Origin of the sequence: Shewanella sedimentimangrovi (assembly GCF_017354965.1) — a bacterium.
Taxonomy (GTDB): domain Bacteria; phylum Pseudomonadota; class Gammaproteobacteria; order Enterobacterales; family Shewanellaceae; genus Shewanella; species Shewanella cyperi.
Genome location: NZ_CP071502.1, coordinates 800334 through 817238, shown reverse-complemented (window position 1 = coordinate 817238; position 16905 = coordinate 800334). Strand labels below are relative to the sequence as shown.

Sequence of the window (16905 nt, the reverse complement as noted above, 5' to 3'; positions counted from 1 at the left end):
AAATTTGCTCCGACCAGTGGCTTAGCTCGTCACATGAACAAAATACACTTGTGTAACAATACAGACTTGCCACAATGGCTTTTGCCTGTCGGGGCGCAAATAAGCTTGCCCGGAGAGCCTGGACGCCCCAAGAAGAACAGGCGCCGCTCCACGGAAACAAGCGGCCCGCCCCAGGACACTGTGCCCAACATCTAATAACTCATCAGGGATTTGTCATGCAGATTGGAATACCGAGAGAAAGTCTCGCCGCCGAGACCCGGGTCGCTGCGACCCCGGCAACGGTCGAGCAACTGAGGAAACTCGGCTTTGAAGTGGTGGTAGAGCGAGGCGCCGGCAAGCTGGCCAGCTTCGGCGATGCCGCCTTTGAGGCCGCCGGCGCCAAGGTGCTGGATGATGTCTGGCAGGCCGACCTGATTTTCAAGGTCAACGCGCCGACGGAGCAGGAAATCGCCAAGGTCAAAGATGGCGCCACTCTGGTCAGCTTTATTTGGCCGGCCCAGAATCCCGAACTGCTGAGCCAGCTGTCCAGCCGCAACATCAATGTGCTGGCCATGGACATGGTACCGCGCATTTCCCGGGCCCAGGCCCTCGATGCCCTGTCTTCCATGGCCAACATTGGTGGTTACCGCGCCGTGGTGGAAGCCGCCCACGAATTCGGCCGTTTCTTTACCGGCCAAATCACCGCCGCAGGTAAGGTACCACCGGCCAAGGTGCTGGTGATAGGTGCAGGTGTGGCCGGTCTGGCCGCCATTGGCACAGCCGGTTCCCTTGGTGCCATAGTGCGCGCCTTCGATACCCGCCTGGAAGTGGCGGAGCAGATTGAATCCATGGGGGGCGAATTCCTCAAGCTGGATTTCGGTGGCGAAGACGGCTCCTCCGCCGACGGCTATGCCAAGGTGATGTCGGACGAATTTATCAAGGCCGAAATGGAGCTGTTTGCCCAGCAGGCCAAGGAAGTGGACATCATAATCACCACCGCCCTGATCCCGGGGAAACCCGCGCCGCGTCTCATCACCAAGGAAATGGTGGACAGCATGAAGAGCGGCTCTGTGATTGTCGACATGGCGGCGGCCACCGGCGGTAACTGCGAATACACCAAACCCGGTGAACTCTTTGTCACCGACAACGGCGTCAAGGTCATAGGTTATACCGACCTGCCCGGCCGCCTGCCGGCCCAGTCTTCCCAGCTCTACGGCACCAACCTGGTGAACCTGATGAAGCTGGTGTGCAAAGAAAAAGATGGCAATGCCGTACTCGACTATGACGACGTAGTGCTGCGCAACATGTCGGTGATCAAGGCCGGTGAAATCAGCTTCCCGCCACCGCCAATCTCTGTGTCCGCGGCACCGGCGAAACCTGCTGCCAAGGAGCCCCACAAGAAGGCCGAGGCCAAGCCGTCCAAGCTCAAGTTTGTCCTCGCCGCCCTCGGCATCGCCGGTTTCGGCGCGGTTGCCTCGGTGGCGCCGCCGGAGTTTCTGTCCCACTTTACCGTATTCGTACTCGCCTGCGTGGTGGGCTACTACGTGGTGTGGAACGTGACCCATGCGCTGCACACACCGCTGATGTCGGTCACCAATGCCATCTCCGGCATTATCGTGGTCGGCGCCCTATTGCAGATAGGTCAGGGCTCAACGCTCATTACCGCGCTGGCCTTTATTGCCGTGCTCATTGCCAGTATCAACATCTTCGGCGGTTTCACCGTCACTCAGCGCATGCTGAAGATGTTCCGTAAGGATTAAGGGGGTTTATCGTGTCTCAAGGACTGGTAACAGCAGCCTATATTATTGCCGCCGTGTGCTTTATTTTGAGCCTGGCGGGTCTGTCCAAACAAGAAAGCGCCAAACACGGTAACCTGTTCGGCATCATAGGTATGGGGCTGGCGCTGGCCGCCACCATATTCAACCCGAATACCGCCGGGGTCGAATGGATCATTCTCGCCATGGTCATAGGCGGCGCCATCGGCGTGCGTCTGGCGCTCAAGGTGGAAATGACCGAGATGCCGGAACTGGTGGCCATATTGCACAGTTTCGTGGGTATGGCAGCCGTGTTGGTGGGCTGGAGCAGCTTTATCGACCTGCATCCCCAGGCGGTGAACGAACTTTTCGGCAAGCATGAAATTGAAGCCTTCGCCAACCTCGGCAAGCACAGCCTCGATGGCGCCCTGCTCAATATCCACCTGGTTGAAGTCTTCCTCGGGGTCTTTATCGGCGCCGTGACCTTTACCGGCTCAGTGGTGGCCTTTGGCAAGCTGCGCGGCATCATCTCCTCCAAACCTTTGATGCTGCCACACCGCCATAAGCTGAATCTGCTGGCGGCCCTGGTGTCCATAGGTCTGATGCTGCAGTTTGTCAATGTGGGCGGCACCTTCTGGCCGCTGATGATCATGACCCTTATCGCCTTTGCCTTCGGCTGGCACCTGGTGGCCAGCATAGGCGGCGCCGACATGCCGGTGGTGGTGTCCATGCTCAACTCCTACTCGGGCTGGGCGGCGGCTGCGGCGGGCTTTATGCTGTCCAACGATCTGCTGATTGTCACCGGCGCTTTGGTGGGCAGCTCGGGTGCCATCCTGTCCTACATCATGTGTAAGGCCATGAACCGCTCCTTCATTTCTGTGATTGCCGGCGGCTTTGGCAGCGACAGCAGCAGTTCCGGCAGCAGTGAAGAAATGGGCGAATACCGCGAGACCAATGCCGAGGAAGTGGCCGAGCTGCTCAAGGGCTCAAGCTCGGTGATCATCACCCCAGGCTACGGCATGGCGGTGGCCCAGGCCCAGTATCCTGTGGCGGAGATCACCCAGAAGCTGCGTAATCTCGGGGTCAAGGTACGCTTTGGTATCCACCCGGTGGCCGGTCGCCTGCCGGGGCACATGAACGTGTTGCTGGCGGAAGCCAAGGTGCCCTATGACATAGTGCTGGAGATGGACGAGATCAACGAGGATTTCGAAGAGACCGACACTGTGCTGGTGATTGGCGCCAACGACACGGTCAACCCGGCTGCCATGGAAGATCCGGGCAGCCCCATCGCCGGTATGCCTGTGCTGGAAGTGTGGAAGGCCCATACAGTTATCGGCTTCAAACGCTCCATGAATACCGGCTACGCCGGGGTGCAGAATCCGCTGTTCTTCAAGGACAACACCCAGATGCTGTTTGGCGATGCCAAGGCCAGCGTTGAGGCCATCCTGAAGGCCCTGTAAGCCAATGAAAGTTAAAAAGGGAGCCCAAGGGCTCCCTTTTTATTGCCCTGTCTATAGTAGCAAAGCCAAAGGGCAAAAATAAAAACGCCCTGCAATGCAGGGCGTTTTGGTCAAGCAAACGGGATCAGCGCACGCGGCGACGCAGTCCCAGCAGTGACAGCATGGCCAGGGCCAGACCGCCGAGGGCACCGCCCTTGTCTGCTGGTGCCACGGGCTCGGGGGTGACTGGGTCAACCGGGGCCGGGTAACTCAGGGCCACAATCACAGGATCGTGATCCGAGGCCGAGAAGGCGTTCTCGGATTTGGCCAGCTCGCCGGTGAATTTCTTGCCGTATTCAAACAGGTTGGATTCAACCGAGTTGATGTGCCAATCCTCTATGTCCACCAGACGCTTGGCCAGGCTGGCGTTGGCCAGGGCGTGGTCCAGATTGCCAAGCTCACCGTTGTAGCTGTAGGAATAGGTATCGGCGCCGTGAGCCAGGGTGTTGAGGTTGATCAGGCCATAACCCTTTTCAACCACTGAGCCCTCACGCTCGTACACCTTGCCATTGAGCGTGGTCCAGGATGCGGTCTTGATGGCGCGATCCGAGTTCGCCGCATCATAGTCGGTCAGCACCCGCACAGGATCTTCCAGACCGTAGGCATTGAGATCGCCTATCACCAGCAGGTCGCCGTCCACATCCTTCAGGGCCTCACCGATCACCTTGGCGGCGGAGACGCGGAAGTCGTTGCACTTGCCCTGCAGGTGGGCGGGATCGACCTTGTCTTCAAAGTTCAGCCAGTCTTCCAGACAGCCCGAGCCCTTGGACTTGAGGTGGTTTACCACCACGGTCAGGGAGGCATCGTGGATCTTGAAGCGCTGTCCCAGGCTGTGACGTTGGTACTTGTCCTGGGCAGGACTGGTTTCCACTGTCTCACCACTCTGGCGGCTGGCGACACCGGCAGCTGCGTGCTGCTCCGGGGTGGCAATCACAAAGGCATCCCCCTCGGGGGTCACCACAGACGCGCGGTACAGCATGCCCACGGTAATGGCATCTTCAGCGAAATACTTGCCGTCATATTTGTCGGCATCGGTGATTTCCACAAAGCTGTATTGGTTGCTGGTATCCTGCTGCGCGTTCAGAGCTTCCACCAGGTTGCGGATGGCGCTCAGCTCACCAAAACCGTTGTTGCCGATTTCCATCAGGCCAACGATATCGGCATTCATGGCACTGATGGCGCTGACTATCTTGGTGCGTTGCAACAGCATTTCTTCTTCGGTCAGGGCACCGCGGTTACTGCCCGTCGGGTTGGTATCGCCGCCTACCACGTCGTTGAAGAAGTTGAGCACGTTGAAGCTGGCGACCCGGATATCACCCTTGGTGGCAACACTTGGGGCCTGGGTGCGATCGTCGCCACGCAGTATGTCACCGGCGCTGATGGTATTGGTGGCCACCAGGCGGTACTCGTTGTAGCTGTAACCCACCATGCCTTCCAGGTGGGTCAGTTGATCGCCCACCCGGATATAACCGGTTTCGGCATTGAAGTCCGGCATATAAGGCACCACGCCGTTGGCCGCCTTATAGTCGGATTCCAGGAACAGCTCATTGGCGCGGTTGGCTTTTTCCAGCGCCATGGCCTCTTCGGACAGGGCGGGGTAAACCTGGGTCGGCTTCATCAGCGGCGCCTTGTGGGACAGCATGATGTTGTTGCGACGGGCGGCATAGTCGTAGCTGAAGGTGCGGCTGACCTTGATGTCACTGCCGGCATCCAGTACCACCTTCATGCCCTCATAGCGCTCCAGCGCTTGCTCCAGTCCTTCGCCATCGGCCACATAGAAAGGCACGGCCGCAGGAACATCACCGGCGGCGCCCAGTTCAAATTTCTTGTCGGCCTTGATGTCCAGCTGGGTCAGGCCGAAGTATTCCTTCACCTTACCCTGAACACACACCTCAACGCCCGGCTGAATGGCTTCCGGCGCGGCTTCACCCAGGAATACAAAGATACCGTCAGAGGTGTAGGGTGAGTTGTCGCCCTTGACGTCGGTCAGGTAGAAGCCCTTGAACAGGCTTTCACCGCGGGCACTGACCACACCGCGAACCGTGACTTCGTTGTCGGACTCAAACTTGCCTTCGGGCACCAGGGGGCTGGAAGCGCCTGCGCCCTGGATATCATAGATGGGGGTCAGTTTGGCACCGGCGCAGCTGAATGCCGGCACTTCAGGGGCGGTGGCACCTTCGAGGCTGCCCAGACCCGCAAAGCTGTCATTGGGTAAGCTGTCCCAGTCGGCGGCATTGAAACTGGTGCTGGCGCTCAGGGCCGTGCTCTTGCGGACCAGGGTGATGTCCTTGCCCCAATCCAGGGGGGTAGGTACCGCGCCCACCAGATCCACCACGGCGCCGTCTTTGAGCAGACCCACGGCGTCACCACCGTTGAAGTAGAGCTCCCCTGTCATTGAGTCGGTACCGGCGGGCAAGGTGATGGCCGCGCTCGGGTGCGTGATGACCTTGATGGCCTTGGGCGCCAGGCTTTGGCCGTCCAGCTGCACCATGTCCAGTGGATCTGTGGCGCCGTCTTTGTAGCGCACCAGCTTATAGCCGGTCAGATCCACGGCGGCGTCGCCGCTGTTATAAAGTTCGATGGCCTTGTTATTGGAACTGCCTTCGACATATTCGGTGATCAATACATCGGCATTGGCCATCACAGGCAAAGCCGAAGCCACTGCCAGCGCTATGGCTGTCAGCTTGTTAACATTATCCATATTTTCAACCCCTGTATTTATAATATTGTCGTTATTCTTTATTAACGAGCGGCGGGATTGTCCCAAAGATAATCAACTAAAAGAAGGGGAAAGATCACAGTTCATCAATGGAATTAAAGCGTATAACACACGGATAAATATGATCTTTTTTACAGATAAAAGAACAGTCAAATCAAGACTTAAAGATGAAAACCAATAAAAACATAAATTAAGCAGAAAACAGCCAAGACGCGATATGATCTTAATAGCCGACTGAATATATCCAGCACGGTAAATTAGATTCACACGGGCAAATTCAAACGCCGGTATTTTAATCAACAAATAACGGAATTAAATACGGTATTTAAATAGCATTGTGCACCATGAATTTGTCGATTTCATGGTACACAATGCGATTAAATCAGAGACTGAAATATTGCTGGTGATTCTGGGCCCAGCGCAATAACTCTACCCTGTTACGGGATTCGGTTTTTTTGAAAATCGAGGAAATATGGGCCTTGACCGTGTGCTCGCTGATACACAGATTGTCGGCGATTTCCCTGTTGCGGGCACCGCTGGACACCAACTGGATTATGGTGCGCTCGCGATTGGTAAGGGACTGCAGCGCCGCCAGGCTGTCGTGGGTCTGGGATTCGCGGCTATCGAGCTTTTTAACCAACTGCCGGAACACCTTGCTGATCAGCGGCCGCTCGAACCACAGCTCATCGGCCACCATCTTGCGCAGCCCGGTGAGCATAAGGTCGAGGCGCTGATCCGCATACAGCAGGCCACGGATCCCCATCAAGAGGGCGGCCTCGGGCTCCAGGGCACCACGGTCCACGTGATACAGGGCCACGGGTACATGCTGAACCAGGCGACTGGCCAGCAAGGGAATGCCCTGGTTATCCAGTGCCGACCCTTTTTGGGCTATCAGATAAAACGCGTTGGGATTACCGCTGGGCTCCAGCTCAGCGGCATGACGTACCACCCGGGTCTTCAAACCTATGGACTCGGCCAGCATGGCCAGATGGCAAGGGGCTGCGACCTGATGAACAAAAATTAGCTCATTGATGTTACTCATCTGCTTTTCTCCCTGAAAAGTCTCTTATGGTTTTGTGGCATTACTCAGGTAATTCTGTGGCCAACATTCCATGTTCTGGCCTTTATAGTTAATGCTGTTACTCGGGCTAGATTGTGCTGCCGGCAAAGCATAACTCCATCAGTCCAAAGTATGATTCTGACAAGCTTGAAAAACGCCCAAAGGCTAAGCCGTTGAATCACAATCACTAGTTGGATTTTATTTGAACTGTCACAATAGAAGCAATTGATAATATTAGGTAATTTTTTGCAACTGACGGTCATGCATACGGTTAAACAGCAGCAATGCCAGCATGCCGCCGAGCAGCGCCATCAGCATGTCGGACTGGGTGTCCCAGACATAACCCTGGGTGCCGAGAAACGCCTCGGCACTGTCCCCGGTGGCCACCGCCACCCACCATTCGATAAGTTCATAGAAGGCCGACAGGGCCAACACAAAACACAGACACAGGAAATGACACCAGGCCCCGGGTTTCACCGCTTGCTTTCGCAGCATGATTTCCCGCGCCAGTATCACGGGGACAAAGCCCTGGGCCAGGTGCCCCAGCTTGTCGTAATTGTTGCGCTCGCTCCCCATCCACTGGGCCAGGCTGTCAAACAGCGGCACCTCGGCATAGGTATAGTGGGCACCCACAAACAATATGCTGCAGTGCAGCAACACCAACACATAGGCCAGGGGCGTCAGGGGAAAGCGTTTGCGGGTCAGGGCCAGCAGCGGCAGGGCGACGAGTGCAGGTACCGCCTCTAAAAACCAGGTAAAACCATCGTGGGGTTGGTAAACGGACCAGAGCAGGATTGCCAGGTAGCTGCCCAGCCATATTAAGGGTTTATACAAAGAACGGACCTCTTATACGATATTGTTCTAAAATTGGAATAAACACTTTAGCCGTCCAGCCCTCCACAGCAGGTTAAAAAAATGCTAATTTGTGCTGGCAGTTGGCAGTCAGCATAGCACATAGCATAAGCATAATTCCTAAAACGAAGAGGGTATCAACAGATGGCGAAACACTCGCTGGACAAGGATAAAATCAAGATCCTGTTGTTGGAAGGCGTCCACCAGTCTGCGGTGAATGTATTCGAGCGCGCAGGTTACACCAATATCGAGTATCACAAGGCCTCCCTGGCGGAGGATGAGCTGATCGCTTCGATTAAAGATGCCCACTTTGTCGGGATCCGCTCCCGCACCCACCTGAGCGCCGAAGTGCTGGCCAGGGCCGAGAAACTGGTGGGCATAGGCTGCTTCTGTATCGGTACCAACCAGGTGGACCTTAAGGCCGCCGAACTGGCCGGTGTCCCTGTGTTCAACGCCCCCTTCTCCAACACCCGCAGCGTTGCCGAGCTGGTACTGGGTGAGATCATTATGCTGATGCGCGGCATACCCCAGCGTAACGCCCTGGCCCACCGCGGTGGCTGGCTCAAGAGCGCCAACGGCAGCTTCGAAGTGCGCGGCAAGACCCTGGGTGTGATTGGCTATGGCCACATAGGTACCCAACTGGGGATCCTGGCGGAAACCCTGGGTATGCGGGTGGTGTTCTTCGATATCGAAGACAAGCTGCCGCTGGGTAATGCCCAGCAAATACACTCCATGGAGCAACTGCTGGCCCAGGCCGACGTGGTCAGCCTGCACGTACCCGAGACCCCACAGACCAAGAACATGATCGGCCCCGAAGAGCTGGCCGCCATGCGCAAGGGCAGCATTTTGATCAACGCTTCCCGCGGTACCGTGGTCGACATTGATGCCCTGACCGCCGCCCTCAAGGAAGAGCATCTGGCCGGTGCCGCCATCGACGTGTTCCCGGTGGAGCCCAAGTCCAACACCGACGAATTCATCAGCCCCCTGCGCGGCCTCGACAATGTGATCCTCACCCCGCACGTGGGTGGCAGCACAGAAGAAGCCCAGGAAAACATAGGTATCGAAGTGGCCGGCAAGCTGGCCAAGTACTCGGACAACGGCAGTACAGTGTCTGCGGTCAACTTCCCCGAGGTTTCCCTGCCACTGCACAAGGGCACCTCGCGTCTGCTGCATATACATAAAAACCGCCCCGGTATTCTGATCAAGATTAACCAGGCCTTCGCCGAGAAGAGCATCAACATCTCGGCCCAGTACCTGCAAACCACCGCCGACATAGGTTACGTGGTGATGGAAGTGGACACTCACCAGGCCGAAGAGGCCCTGGAGCAGATGAAGGCCATCGAAGGCACAATCCGTACCCGCCTGTTGTACTGATAAGCGGGGCATGGTTAAAAGGGGCGCCTATGGTGCCCCTTTTGTTTTTGCCGCCGCTCTTTGCTTCTGCCCCTTTAATGTCAGACGCTTAATCCGCTACAATCCGGGCATACTTGCCGTTTTTTCCAAAGGAATCCGCAATGACCTTCACAGTATCCCAACCCCAATGGTCACTGGACAGCCAGGGCCCAGCCCTGGGGCTGTGCCTGCTTAACCACCTGGGGCTTATCCGCATCAGCGGCGAGCAGGGCCGCAGCTTTATTCACGGTCAGGTGACCGCCGACATCAGCTCCCTGGCCAACGACGCCTGGTGCTGGGGTGCCCATTGCGATCCCAAGGGTCGCATGCTGGCCAGTTTCCGCGCCTTTTCCCTGGGCGATGCCCTGGCGCTGATGATGCCCCGCAGCGCCCTGGAAATCGACCTGCCACAACTGAAGAAATACGCCGTGTTCAGCAAGGCCGAACTGGTGGATGCCAGTGGCGATTGGACCCTGCTCGGAGTGATGGGCAGCGAGGCCAAGGCCTTTGTCGAAGCCAAATTCGGCCCCTGTGACGCGGCCCTGACCGCCCTGGAACAGGGTGCCGTCATCCGGGACAAGGCGCGCTACATCCTGGTATTGCCCAAGGCCGATGCCGAGGCTCTGATGGCCGGCAGCGGTCAGCCTCTCTATGACGCCAGTGCCTGGCAGGCGCTGGAGATCCGCGATGGTTACCCCAACCTGGCGGCCAACCATGCCAACGAGTACATACCGCAGATGTGCAACCTGCAGGCGCTGGATGGCATCAGCTTTACCAAGGGCTGCTACATGGGCCAGGAAACCGTGGCCCGCACCCATTACCGCGGTGGCAACAAGCGCGCCCTGTACGTGCTGTCGGGCACGGCAGCCACCAAGGTGCGCCTGGAGAGCACCCTGGAAATCGCCGTTGAAGGGGGCCATCGCAAGGCGGGTAACATCATAGAAGTGGTACAGCGCGACAACCAGGTGCTGCTGACGGCCGTGCTGGCCAACGACACCCCGGCCGATGCCCTGCTGCGCCTGGCGGACGACCTCGGTGCCGAGCTGCGTCCCCTGCCCCTGCCCTACAGCCTTGAGCAGGCCTAACGCGGCAACGCTGCAAACTCGAAGTAAAAATCCACCTGCATAGCAGGTGGCTTTGACACAGCCCCCTAAAAGGGGGCTTAAAAACTAACCTTCCAACCCTAACGCTATTTGCCGTTTCTCTTCTTCTTTGGCTGTCTTTTCCTGGTGCCGTACATATCTACGGATTATGTCTTCGTTTGCTCCTACTGAGTCCACAAAATAACCCCGTTGCCAGAAGTGATTCCCCCAGAGCTTGTGCTTTCTTAAATAAGGAAATTTGGCAAACATCCTGATCGCGGTTCTCCCTTTAACAAAACCCATTAAATCCGACACGCTTAGACTGGGTGGGGTTCTGACTACTAGATGGACATGATCTTCCTGAACATTTAGTTCCACGACTCTGCATTTCTTCATGTTGCAGTAAACATAGATACTTCGATAAAGCTCTCTGCCGAGATTACCTTTCAGGATTTTGTACCTGTACTTGGGTGTCCAAACGAGGTGATACTGACAACGATAGAATACGTGAGACGCGGATTCATATCTGCTCATGCTACTTACTCCTTGATTTGCTGGTAACAAACCGAGGGAGTATTTAGCATGGGCATTCTCCGGGCAAAGCCCCACCAGAACGATCACCACCTCCATAGGAGGTGGTTTTAGGGTGACAATAATAAGGCGCCCAAGGGCGCCTTGTTTATTTGCGGTAAGGATTATTCCTGGCCAACCGCGGAGTAGCCAATTCCTTTCTCCGACTCGCAAGCCTGCTGTACTCCCTGGCTCCGTGCCATGACGGTAAATCAACAGCCAAACACGAGGTTTCAATCGTCACATCATAAGAAGGTATTATTTCAACCTTGACTGATACTCCAGCCCTGCCCGGGCGGAAAACCTGAGCCAGCCCCACCACCAGCGCGCCAGCAGCCCCAGGGCTGGACTTGCGGAACAAGCTTCTGCATTATCAGTAAAATCAACCTTGGTTACGCGAACACATTCAGCCATGATAGCCACTCCTTCTGTGGTTGCCATGGTGATAATTATTTCCGGACCCCGGTCAATAAACCAACGATATTCCCTTACAGGAACTATAAGTTGAACTTATGAATCCATTGAACCATCTCAACAGCCTCAGGGCCATAGAAGCCGCCGCCCGCCATCGCAGCTATACCCTGGCCGCGGCGGAGCTGTTTGTGACCCAGGCCGCCATCAGTCAGCAGGTGCGTCAGGTGGAAGCCTGGCTCGGGATCAAGCTGTTTGTGCGTCAGGGGCGACAGATGCAGCCCACGGCCAAGTGCCAGCAGCTGGCGGAACAACTCGGTCAGGGGTTTACCACCATAGGCGAGGCGGTGAAACGGCTTAAATGTGAACCCCTTGAAGGTGAGCTGAATATCACCACCACCCAATCCTTCGCCACCATGATGCTGTCGCCGGCCCTCGGCGACTTCAACCGCCGCTATCCCGAGGTGCAGCTGAAGGTGTGGGCCTCGACGGCCATGGAAGATCTGCACCACGGCAGCATGGATGTGGCCATACGTTACGGCTTCACCGAGTACAGTGGGCTTTCCCAGCGTACCCTGCTCGAGGATGAGCTGGTGCCCCTGTGCTCACCGGCACTGTGCCGCGATGGTCAACTGACCAATGCCGCGGCGCTGCGGCACTGCTGGCTTATCGACAGCACCCAGACCACGGGCCGCGACTGGCCAGCCTGGTTCGCCTGTGCCGGTATCGACATGAAACCCGGTGATTTCAAATGGATCAGTGTCAGCAACCTGGATATGGCCCTGAGCACGGCCCTGTCCGGTCACGGGGTATTTCTGGGCTCGCGCCGCATGGCCCGCGCCTTTATCGAGGCCGGCAGTCTGGTCAACCCCATCAATCTGGCGCTGCCATCGGGGATCCGCTACAGCCTGCTGCACGATCCCCAGTCCCCCAGACTGGCGCGGATCCAATTGTTCGAAAACTGGCTGCTTGAGCGCTTTGCCAGCTGAATACAGTGGCATGCCCAGCCGACAGTGAATGGGTTATGCTTGGGAGGCTCGGGCCGAATGCAAAAGGATGGGTTCAAGGTGCAGCCGATAGTCGCTCTGGACGGAATAAGCAAAAGCTTTATCGATGGACATGAACAGCACAGGGTGCTCGATGGCGTGACCCTGACGCTGCACCAAGGGGATACTGTCGCCCTCACCGGGCCAAGCGGCAGCGGCAAGAGCACCCTGCTTAATCTTATCGCCGGCTTCGACAGCCCGGATAGCGGCAGCTTGTCCCTGCTGGGCCGCGCCAGCAGCGGTTTTTCCAGTGCCGACTGGGCCGGATTTCGCCGCAAGCAACTGGGCATGGTATTCCAGCAATTCAACCTGCTCACTCCACTCAATGTCAGGGACAATATTGGCTTTCCCCTCGCCCTCAACCGCCAACCCTGGTCGGCCTGGTGTGAGCATCTCTGCGGCCGGCTGGGGCTGAATCCCTTGTTATCCCGTGCCGTCGACAGCCTCTCCGGCGGCCAGCAACAGCGGGTTGCCATAGCCCGGGCCCTGGCCCACAGGCCGCAACTGCTGCTGGCTGACGAGCCCACCGGCAACCTCGATGAGCAAGCCGGGCTGGAGGTAATGGCGCTGCTGTGTGAGCTGGCGCGGGAAGGCGAGACGGCCGTGCTTATGGTCACCCACTCGGAAACCTGTGCCGGCTTTATGCAGCGACGCTGGCATCTGAGCCGTGGCCGCATCAGCGAATACCGCAGCGCAGACCCAAGCCAGGCACAGGGAACAGACCATGGCTGAACTGGCCCCCCTGCGCAGCTGTCTGCGGGTGTTTGCCGGCCATTATCGCCGCTCGCCGCTGCAGGCCGGAGCCATACTGCTGGGAATTGCGCTGGCAGTATGCCTGCTCGTCGGGGTCAAGGCCATCAATGACAATGCCCTGCGCAGCTACCGCGAAGCCACCGAACCCCTGTCGGGCCGTGCCGGGGCTTTGCTGCTGCCGGCAGCTGGCGCCACCACTCTGGATGAAACCCTGTATTTCCGCCTGCGCCGGGCCGGACTTGGCCCGGTACTGGCGGAACTTTCGGGCCCATTGACCAGGGAAAATGGCCCCCCCATATACCTGCACGGCACGGATCTGCTGGCAGCGGTCACAGGGCGAACGCTAAGTGCCCCAGAAAGAGGGACTTCCAACTCAAGACTGCCACAGGGATTGCCCCTGGCCCGCCTGCTCGGCGGTGAGCCATTGCTGCTGATGAGCCGCAGCCAGGCGGAAAAACTGGCCGGCGATGGCCACCTCAAGCTCAGCGGTGGATCCCTGGAGGTGCTGGCCCTGGACGAAGATTTCGGCCTTGGCAGCACCATAGTGGCCGATATCGGTCTGGCCCAGCGTCTGCTGAATATGCCGGGGCGGCTGTCTGCCATAGTCTTGCTGGGCCCATGGGAAGAAACGCAGCTTAAGCAAGCGCTGGCCCAGCATGGGATCACCGAGGCCGAGGTCAGCATCAATGTGCAGGACAGGGGCGAGGCCCTCACGCAACTTACCGGCAGTTTTCACCTGAGCCTCAGGGCCATGAGCCTGCTGGCCTTCGTGGTCGGGCTCTTTATCGCCTACAACGGAGTACGCTACAGCCTGATGAAACGCACCGCCCTGTTGGTGCAGTTGCAGCAGTTGGGCCTGAGGCGGCGGGAGCTGATGGCGGCGCTGGGACTTGAGCTGCTGTTGATGGTGCTGCTGGGCTCGATTCTCGGCTTTGTCATCGGACTGCAACTGAGCAAATTTTTGCAGCCCTTGGTGGCCCTGACCCTGGAGCAGGTTTACGGCGCCAGACTGCTGCCGGGGCACTGGCAGGCAAGCTGGCTGTGGCAAGCTCTGGGGCTGACGGCGGTGGCCAGTCTCGCGGCCTGCGGCCCCCTTTATTACCGACTCTTGTGGGCTCCCTTGTCCCACTCCCGCCATCAGAGCAGCGAACTGGGGTACCACGGCCGGGTTCATGGCCTGCAACTCAAGCTGGCAGTGGCCCTGTTGGTGCTGGCCGCGCTGTTTGCTCCCTTTGTCAGCGGGGCGATGCAAAGCCTGTTGCTGCTGGGACTGTTGGCCATCAGCACCCCGCTGTTATTGCCGGCCCTGCTGGCCCGTTTGCCCCGCGCGCTCGCCGCCCGGCTCAAATACCGCGGACGTGCCCACTATGCCCTCGCCGAGAGCAGCGAGCTGGCCCCCGCCATGTCCCTGGCCATGATGGCGCTGTTTTTGGCGCTGTCCGCCAAAATCGCCATGGCCACCCTGGTGGGCAGTTTTGAATCCACCCTGACCCGCTGGCTGGAGCAGCGCCTGCACGCCGATATTTACTTAAGGCCCGGCGGCAGCCAGATGGCGCAGGTGATGACGCAGCTGAGCGCTGACCCCAGGGTCAAACAAGTCTATCGTCAATGGGTTACGGATCTGACGGTCAGAGTCGGTGACAAGAGCCTGCCGGTCGAGCTGCTGGCCCGGGACAAGGTATCGCTGGCGGTCACCAGCACCCTCAAGCAAGCCGACGACGAGCTGTGGCAGACCATGTTGGCCCAGGCCTTGCCCCAGCCCTTGCCTCAGCCCGGTCCCTTGACTCAAAACACCGAGGCCCTGGTACTGGTCAATGAACCCATGGCGCTGGCACAGGGCCTGGCGCCTGGGGATGTGCTGCGACTGCAGCTGGCCGGCCAAGAGTTCGGGCTCACCATTGCCGGAATCTATTACGATCACGGCAATCAGCAGCACCAGCTGTTGATAAGCGAAGCCCTGTGGCACAGGCTGGGGCTGATAGCCACACCCTACAGCCTGGCGCTGGATTGTGACTGCGATGCCGCCGGGCTGGTACCCGAACTGGCCCGGCAGCTGCACCTTAACCAAGCCCAAATCTACAGCCAGCAAGACATCAAGGCCGGGGCCCTGGCCATGTTCGGCCGCACCTTTGATATCACCGCCGTGCTCGGCAGCCTGACCCTGTTGGTTGCGGCCGTGGGCCTGTTCTCCGCCCTGTCGATGCTCGGCAACGCCCGTGAAACCGCCCTCGCCCGCCTTTACGCCCTGGGCCTCAGTCGCGGCGAGATCCTCGCTATCTGTGCCGCCCAGATGTTGCTTATGGTGCTTATTACCGCCCTGTTGGCGCTGCCGGTGGCGGCCCTGCTGGGCTGGGTACTGATCCACAAGATGATCCTCTTGTCCTTTGGCTGGAGCCTGGTGATGGAATGGCAATGGCTTGCTGCCGCCAAGGCGGTACTGACGGCCCTGCTGGCCGCGGCGCTGGCGTTGGCCTGGCCCCTGTATCGCCAGGCGCGCCGGCCCCTGGTCTATGGCCTGCAACGGGAGGATATCTGATGCGGGCCCCATTCTTAGCCTTAGCCATTTGCCTGATGCTGCCGGCACTGAGCGGCTGCGAACCTGCGCCGGAGGCGCCCTCCATGGGCAGCCTGATGGGCGGCGACAGCCAGGGCTTTGCGGAAGTCAAGCCCGGACACCCCCTGACGTTTCCCCAAGATCATCTGGCCCACGAGGATTTTCGCCAGGAATGGTGGTATCTCACCGCCAACCTGCAAACGGTGACGGGCGAGCCTTTGGGACTGCAATGGACCCAGTTCCGGGTGGCGCTGGCGCCACAGCAAGCGGCCTCCCCCAACCCGGCAGATCCCCGGGCCACAGATTCCCGGAGCCCGAATTCTTGGGCCACAGGGCAGTTGTATTTTGCCCACGCGGCCCTGACCCGGAGCGATTTTCATCGCAGCGCCGAGAAATGGTCCCGGGGCCACTCGGCCCTTGCCGGTGTTGCGGCCTCGCCTTTCAGTGTCTACCTCGATAACTGGCGCTGGCAGGGGCTCGGTCAGGAGGCCTTGCCCGCCACCCTGGAAGTGGACACAGAGGAATTTGCATATCGGCTCAGACTCAAGGCCCAGGCGCCGCTGCAATTGCAGGGCGACGGCGGCTTCAGCCGCAAGCAGGCCGACGGCGAACTGGCCTCCTATTACTATTCCCAGCCCTTTATCCATATTGAGGGCCAGGTCCGCAGCGGCAAGGACGGCAGCTGGCAAGAGGTAAGCGGCCAGGGCTGGCTGGACCGGGAGTGGAGCAGTAATTTCCTTGGCCCGGAGCAGCAGGGCTGGGACTGGTTCGGCCTGCACCTGGATGACGGCTCGGCGCTGATGCTGTTTCGCCTGCGAAGCCGGGATGGCAGCTTCTATATCAGTGGTCGGCGCATGTGGCCCGATGGCCACGGCGAGACCTTGACGAACATAGACCTGACCGAGTTGGAGCACAGGGGAGACAGGCCACTGCGCTGGCGTCTCAAGCTGCCCCAATACGACCTGACCCTGAGCCTCAGTCCCCTCAACCCCGACGCCGAAATGGCCCTCAGCCTGCCCTACTGGGAAGGACCTGTGCAGCTGGAGGGCAAGGCACGGGGTGAGAAAGTCAGCGGCCAGGGCTATATGGAGCTGACGGGCTACCGCGGCCACTGATGCACTTGGGTTTCTCATCCAAGTGGGGCGCAGATCCAAGTGGGCTGCTGATTCAACAGGCATGTCGGGTTGAGTTCGCCGCCGTCCCGGTACACACTTTAGCAATGGCATTCTCGAAG

The 16905-nt window shown here is 58.7% G+C and carries 12 protein-coding genes; 8 read left to right on the top strand and 4 right to left on the bottom strand.

The window, feature by feature from the left end:
* The first annotated feature begins 215 nt into the window (after positions 1 to 215).
* Positions 216 to 1739 (top strand): Re/Si-specific NAD(P)(+) transhydrogenase subunit alpha, encoded by a 1524-nt coding sequence (locus JYB85_RS03320; RefSeq protein WP_207381054.1) that lies wholly within the window; start codon positions 216 to 218, stop codon positions 1737 to 1739.
* A gap of 11 nt (positions 1740 to 1750) precedes the next feature.
* Positions 1751 to 3193 carry a Re/Si-specific NAD(P)(+) transhydrogenase subunit beta gene (pntB, locus tag JYB85_RS03315; protein ID WP_207381053.1) on the top strand — a complete coding sequence of 481 codons (1443 nt, stop codon included), beginning with the start codon at positions 1751 to 1753 and terminating at the stop codon, positions 3191 to 3193.
* Between the two features lie 124 nt (positions 3194 to 3317).
* On the opposite strand, the gene exeM is transcribed toward pntB, so the two are convergent.
* From exeM to JYB85_RS03300, 3 genes are all read right to left on the bottom strand, one after another.
* On the bottom strand, positions 3318 to 5933 hold the full coding sequence (exeM, locus tag JYB85_RS03310) for an extracellular exonuclease ExeM (RefSeq protein WP_207381052.1): 2616 nt from the start codon (positions 5931 to 5933) through the stop codon (positions 3318 to 3320).
* Positions 5934 to 6333: 400 nt separating this feature from the next.
* A complete protein-coding gene (locus tag JYB85_RS03305; protein ID WP_207381051.1) occupies positions 6334 to 6993 on the bottom strand; it encodes a helix-turn-helix transcriptional regulator in 660 nt (219 codons plus the stop codon).
* Positions 6994 to 7245: 252 nt separating this feature from the next.
* Positions 7246 to 7845, bottom strand: a complete 600-nt coding sequence (locus JYB85_RS03300; RefSeq protein ID WP_207381050.1) for a DUF2238 domain-containing protein — start codon at positions 7843 to 7845, stop codon at positions 7246 to 7248.
* A gap of 162 nt (positions 7846 to 8007) precedes the next feature.
* Between JYB85_RS03300 and serA the strand changes: the two genes are divergently transcribed.
* Both serA and ygfZ read left to right on the top strand, forming a co-directional pair.
* Positions 8008 to 9237, top strand: a complete 1230-nt coding sequence (gene serA, locus JYB85_RS03295; RefSeq protein ID WP_207381049.1) for a phosphoglycerate dehydrogenase — start codon at positions 8008 to 8010, stop codon at positions 9235 to 9237.
* Positions 9238 to 9377: 140 nt separating this feature from the next.
* Positions 9378 to 10340, top strand: a complete 963-nt coding sequence (gene ygfZ / locus JYB85_RS03290) for a tRNA-modifying protein YgfZ (RefSeq protein WP_207381048.1) — start codon at positions 9378 to 9380, stop codon at positions 10338 to 10340.
* A gap of 84 nt (positions 10341 to 10424) precedes the next feature.
* On the opposite strand, the gene tnpA is transcribed toward ygfZ, so the two are convergent.
* A complete protein-coding gene (gene tnpA, locus JYB85_RS03285; protein ID WP_207381940.1) occupies positions 10425 to 10871 on the bottom strand; it encodes an IS200/IS605 family transposase in 447 nt (148 codons plus the stop codon).
* A 548-nt stretch (positions 10872 to 11419) separates the two neighbouring features.
* Between tnpA and JYB85_RS03280 the strand changes: the two genes are divergently transcribed.
* Genes JYB85_RS03280 through JYB85_RS03265 form a run of 4 tightly spaced genes read left to right on the top strand, consistent with a single transcriptional unit; the run spans position 11420 to position 16786 of the window.
* A complete protein-coding gene (locus JYB85_RS03280) occupies positions 11420 to 12307 on the top strand; it encodes a LysR substrate-binding domain-containing protein (RefSeq protein WP_207381047.1) in 888 nt (295 codons plus the stop codon).
* Positions 12308 to 12364: 57 nt separating this feature from the next.
* Complete coding sequence (locus JYB85_RS03275; protein ID WP_207381046.1) at positions 12365 to 13096, top strand: ABC transporter ATP-binding protein; 732 nt, start codon at positions 12365 to 12367, stop codon at positions 13094 to 13096.
* A complete protein-coding gene (locus JYB85_RS03270; protein ID WP_207381045.1) occupies positions 13089 to 15653 on the top strand; it encodes an FtsX-like permease family protein in 2565 nt (854 codons plus the stop codon). Before JYB85_RS03275 ends, JYB85_RS03270 begins: the two co-directional genes overlap by 8 nt.
* On the top strand, positions 15653 to 16786 hold the full coding sequence (locus JYB85_RS03265; protein WP_207381044.1) for a lipocalin-like domain-containing protein: 1134 nt from the start codon (positions 15653 to 15655) through the stop codon (positions 16784 to 16786). The genes JYB85_RS03270 and JYB85_RS03265 overlap by 1 nt, the downstream gene beginning before the upstream one ends.
* Positions 16787 to 16905: the final 119 nt, after the last annotated feature.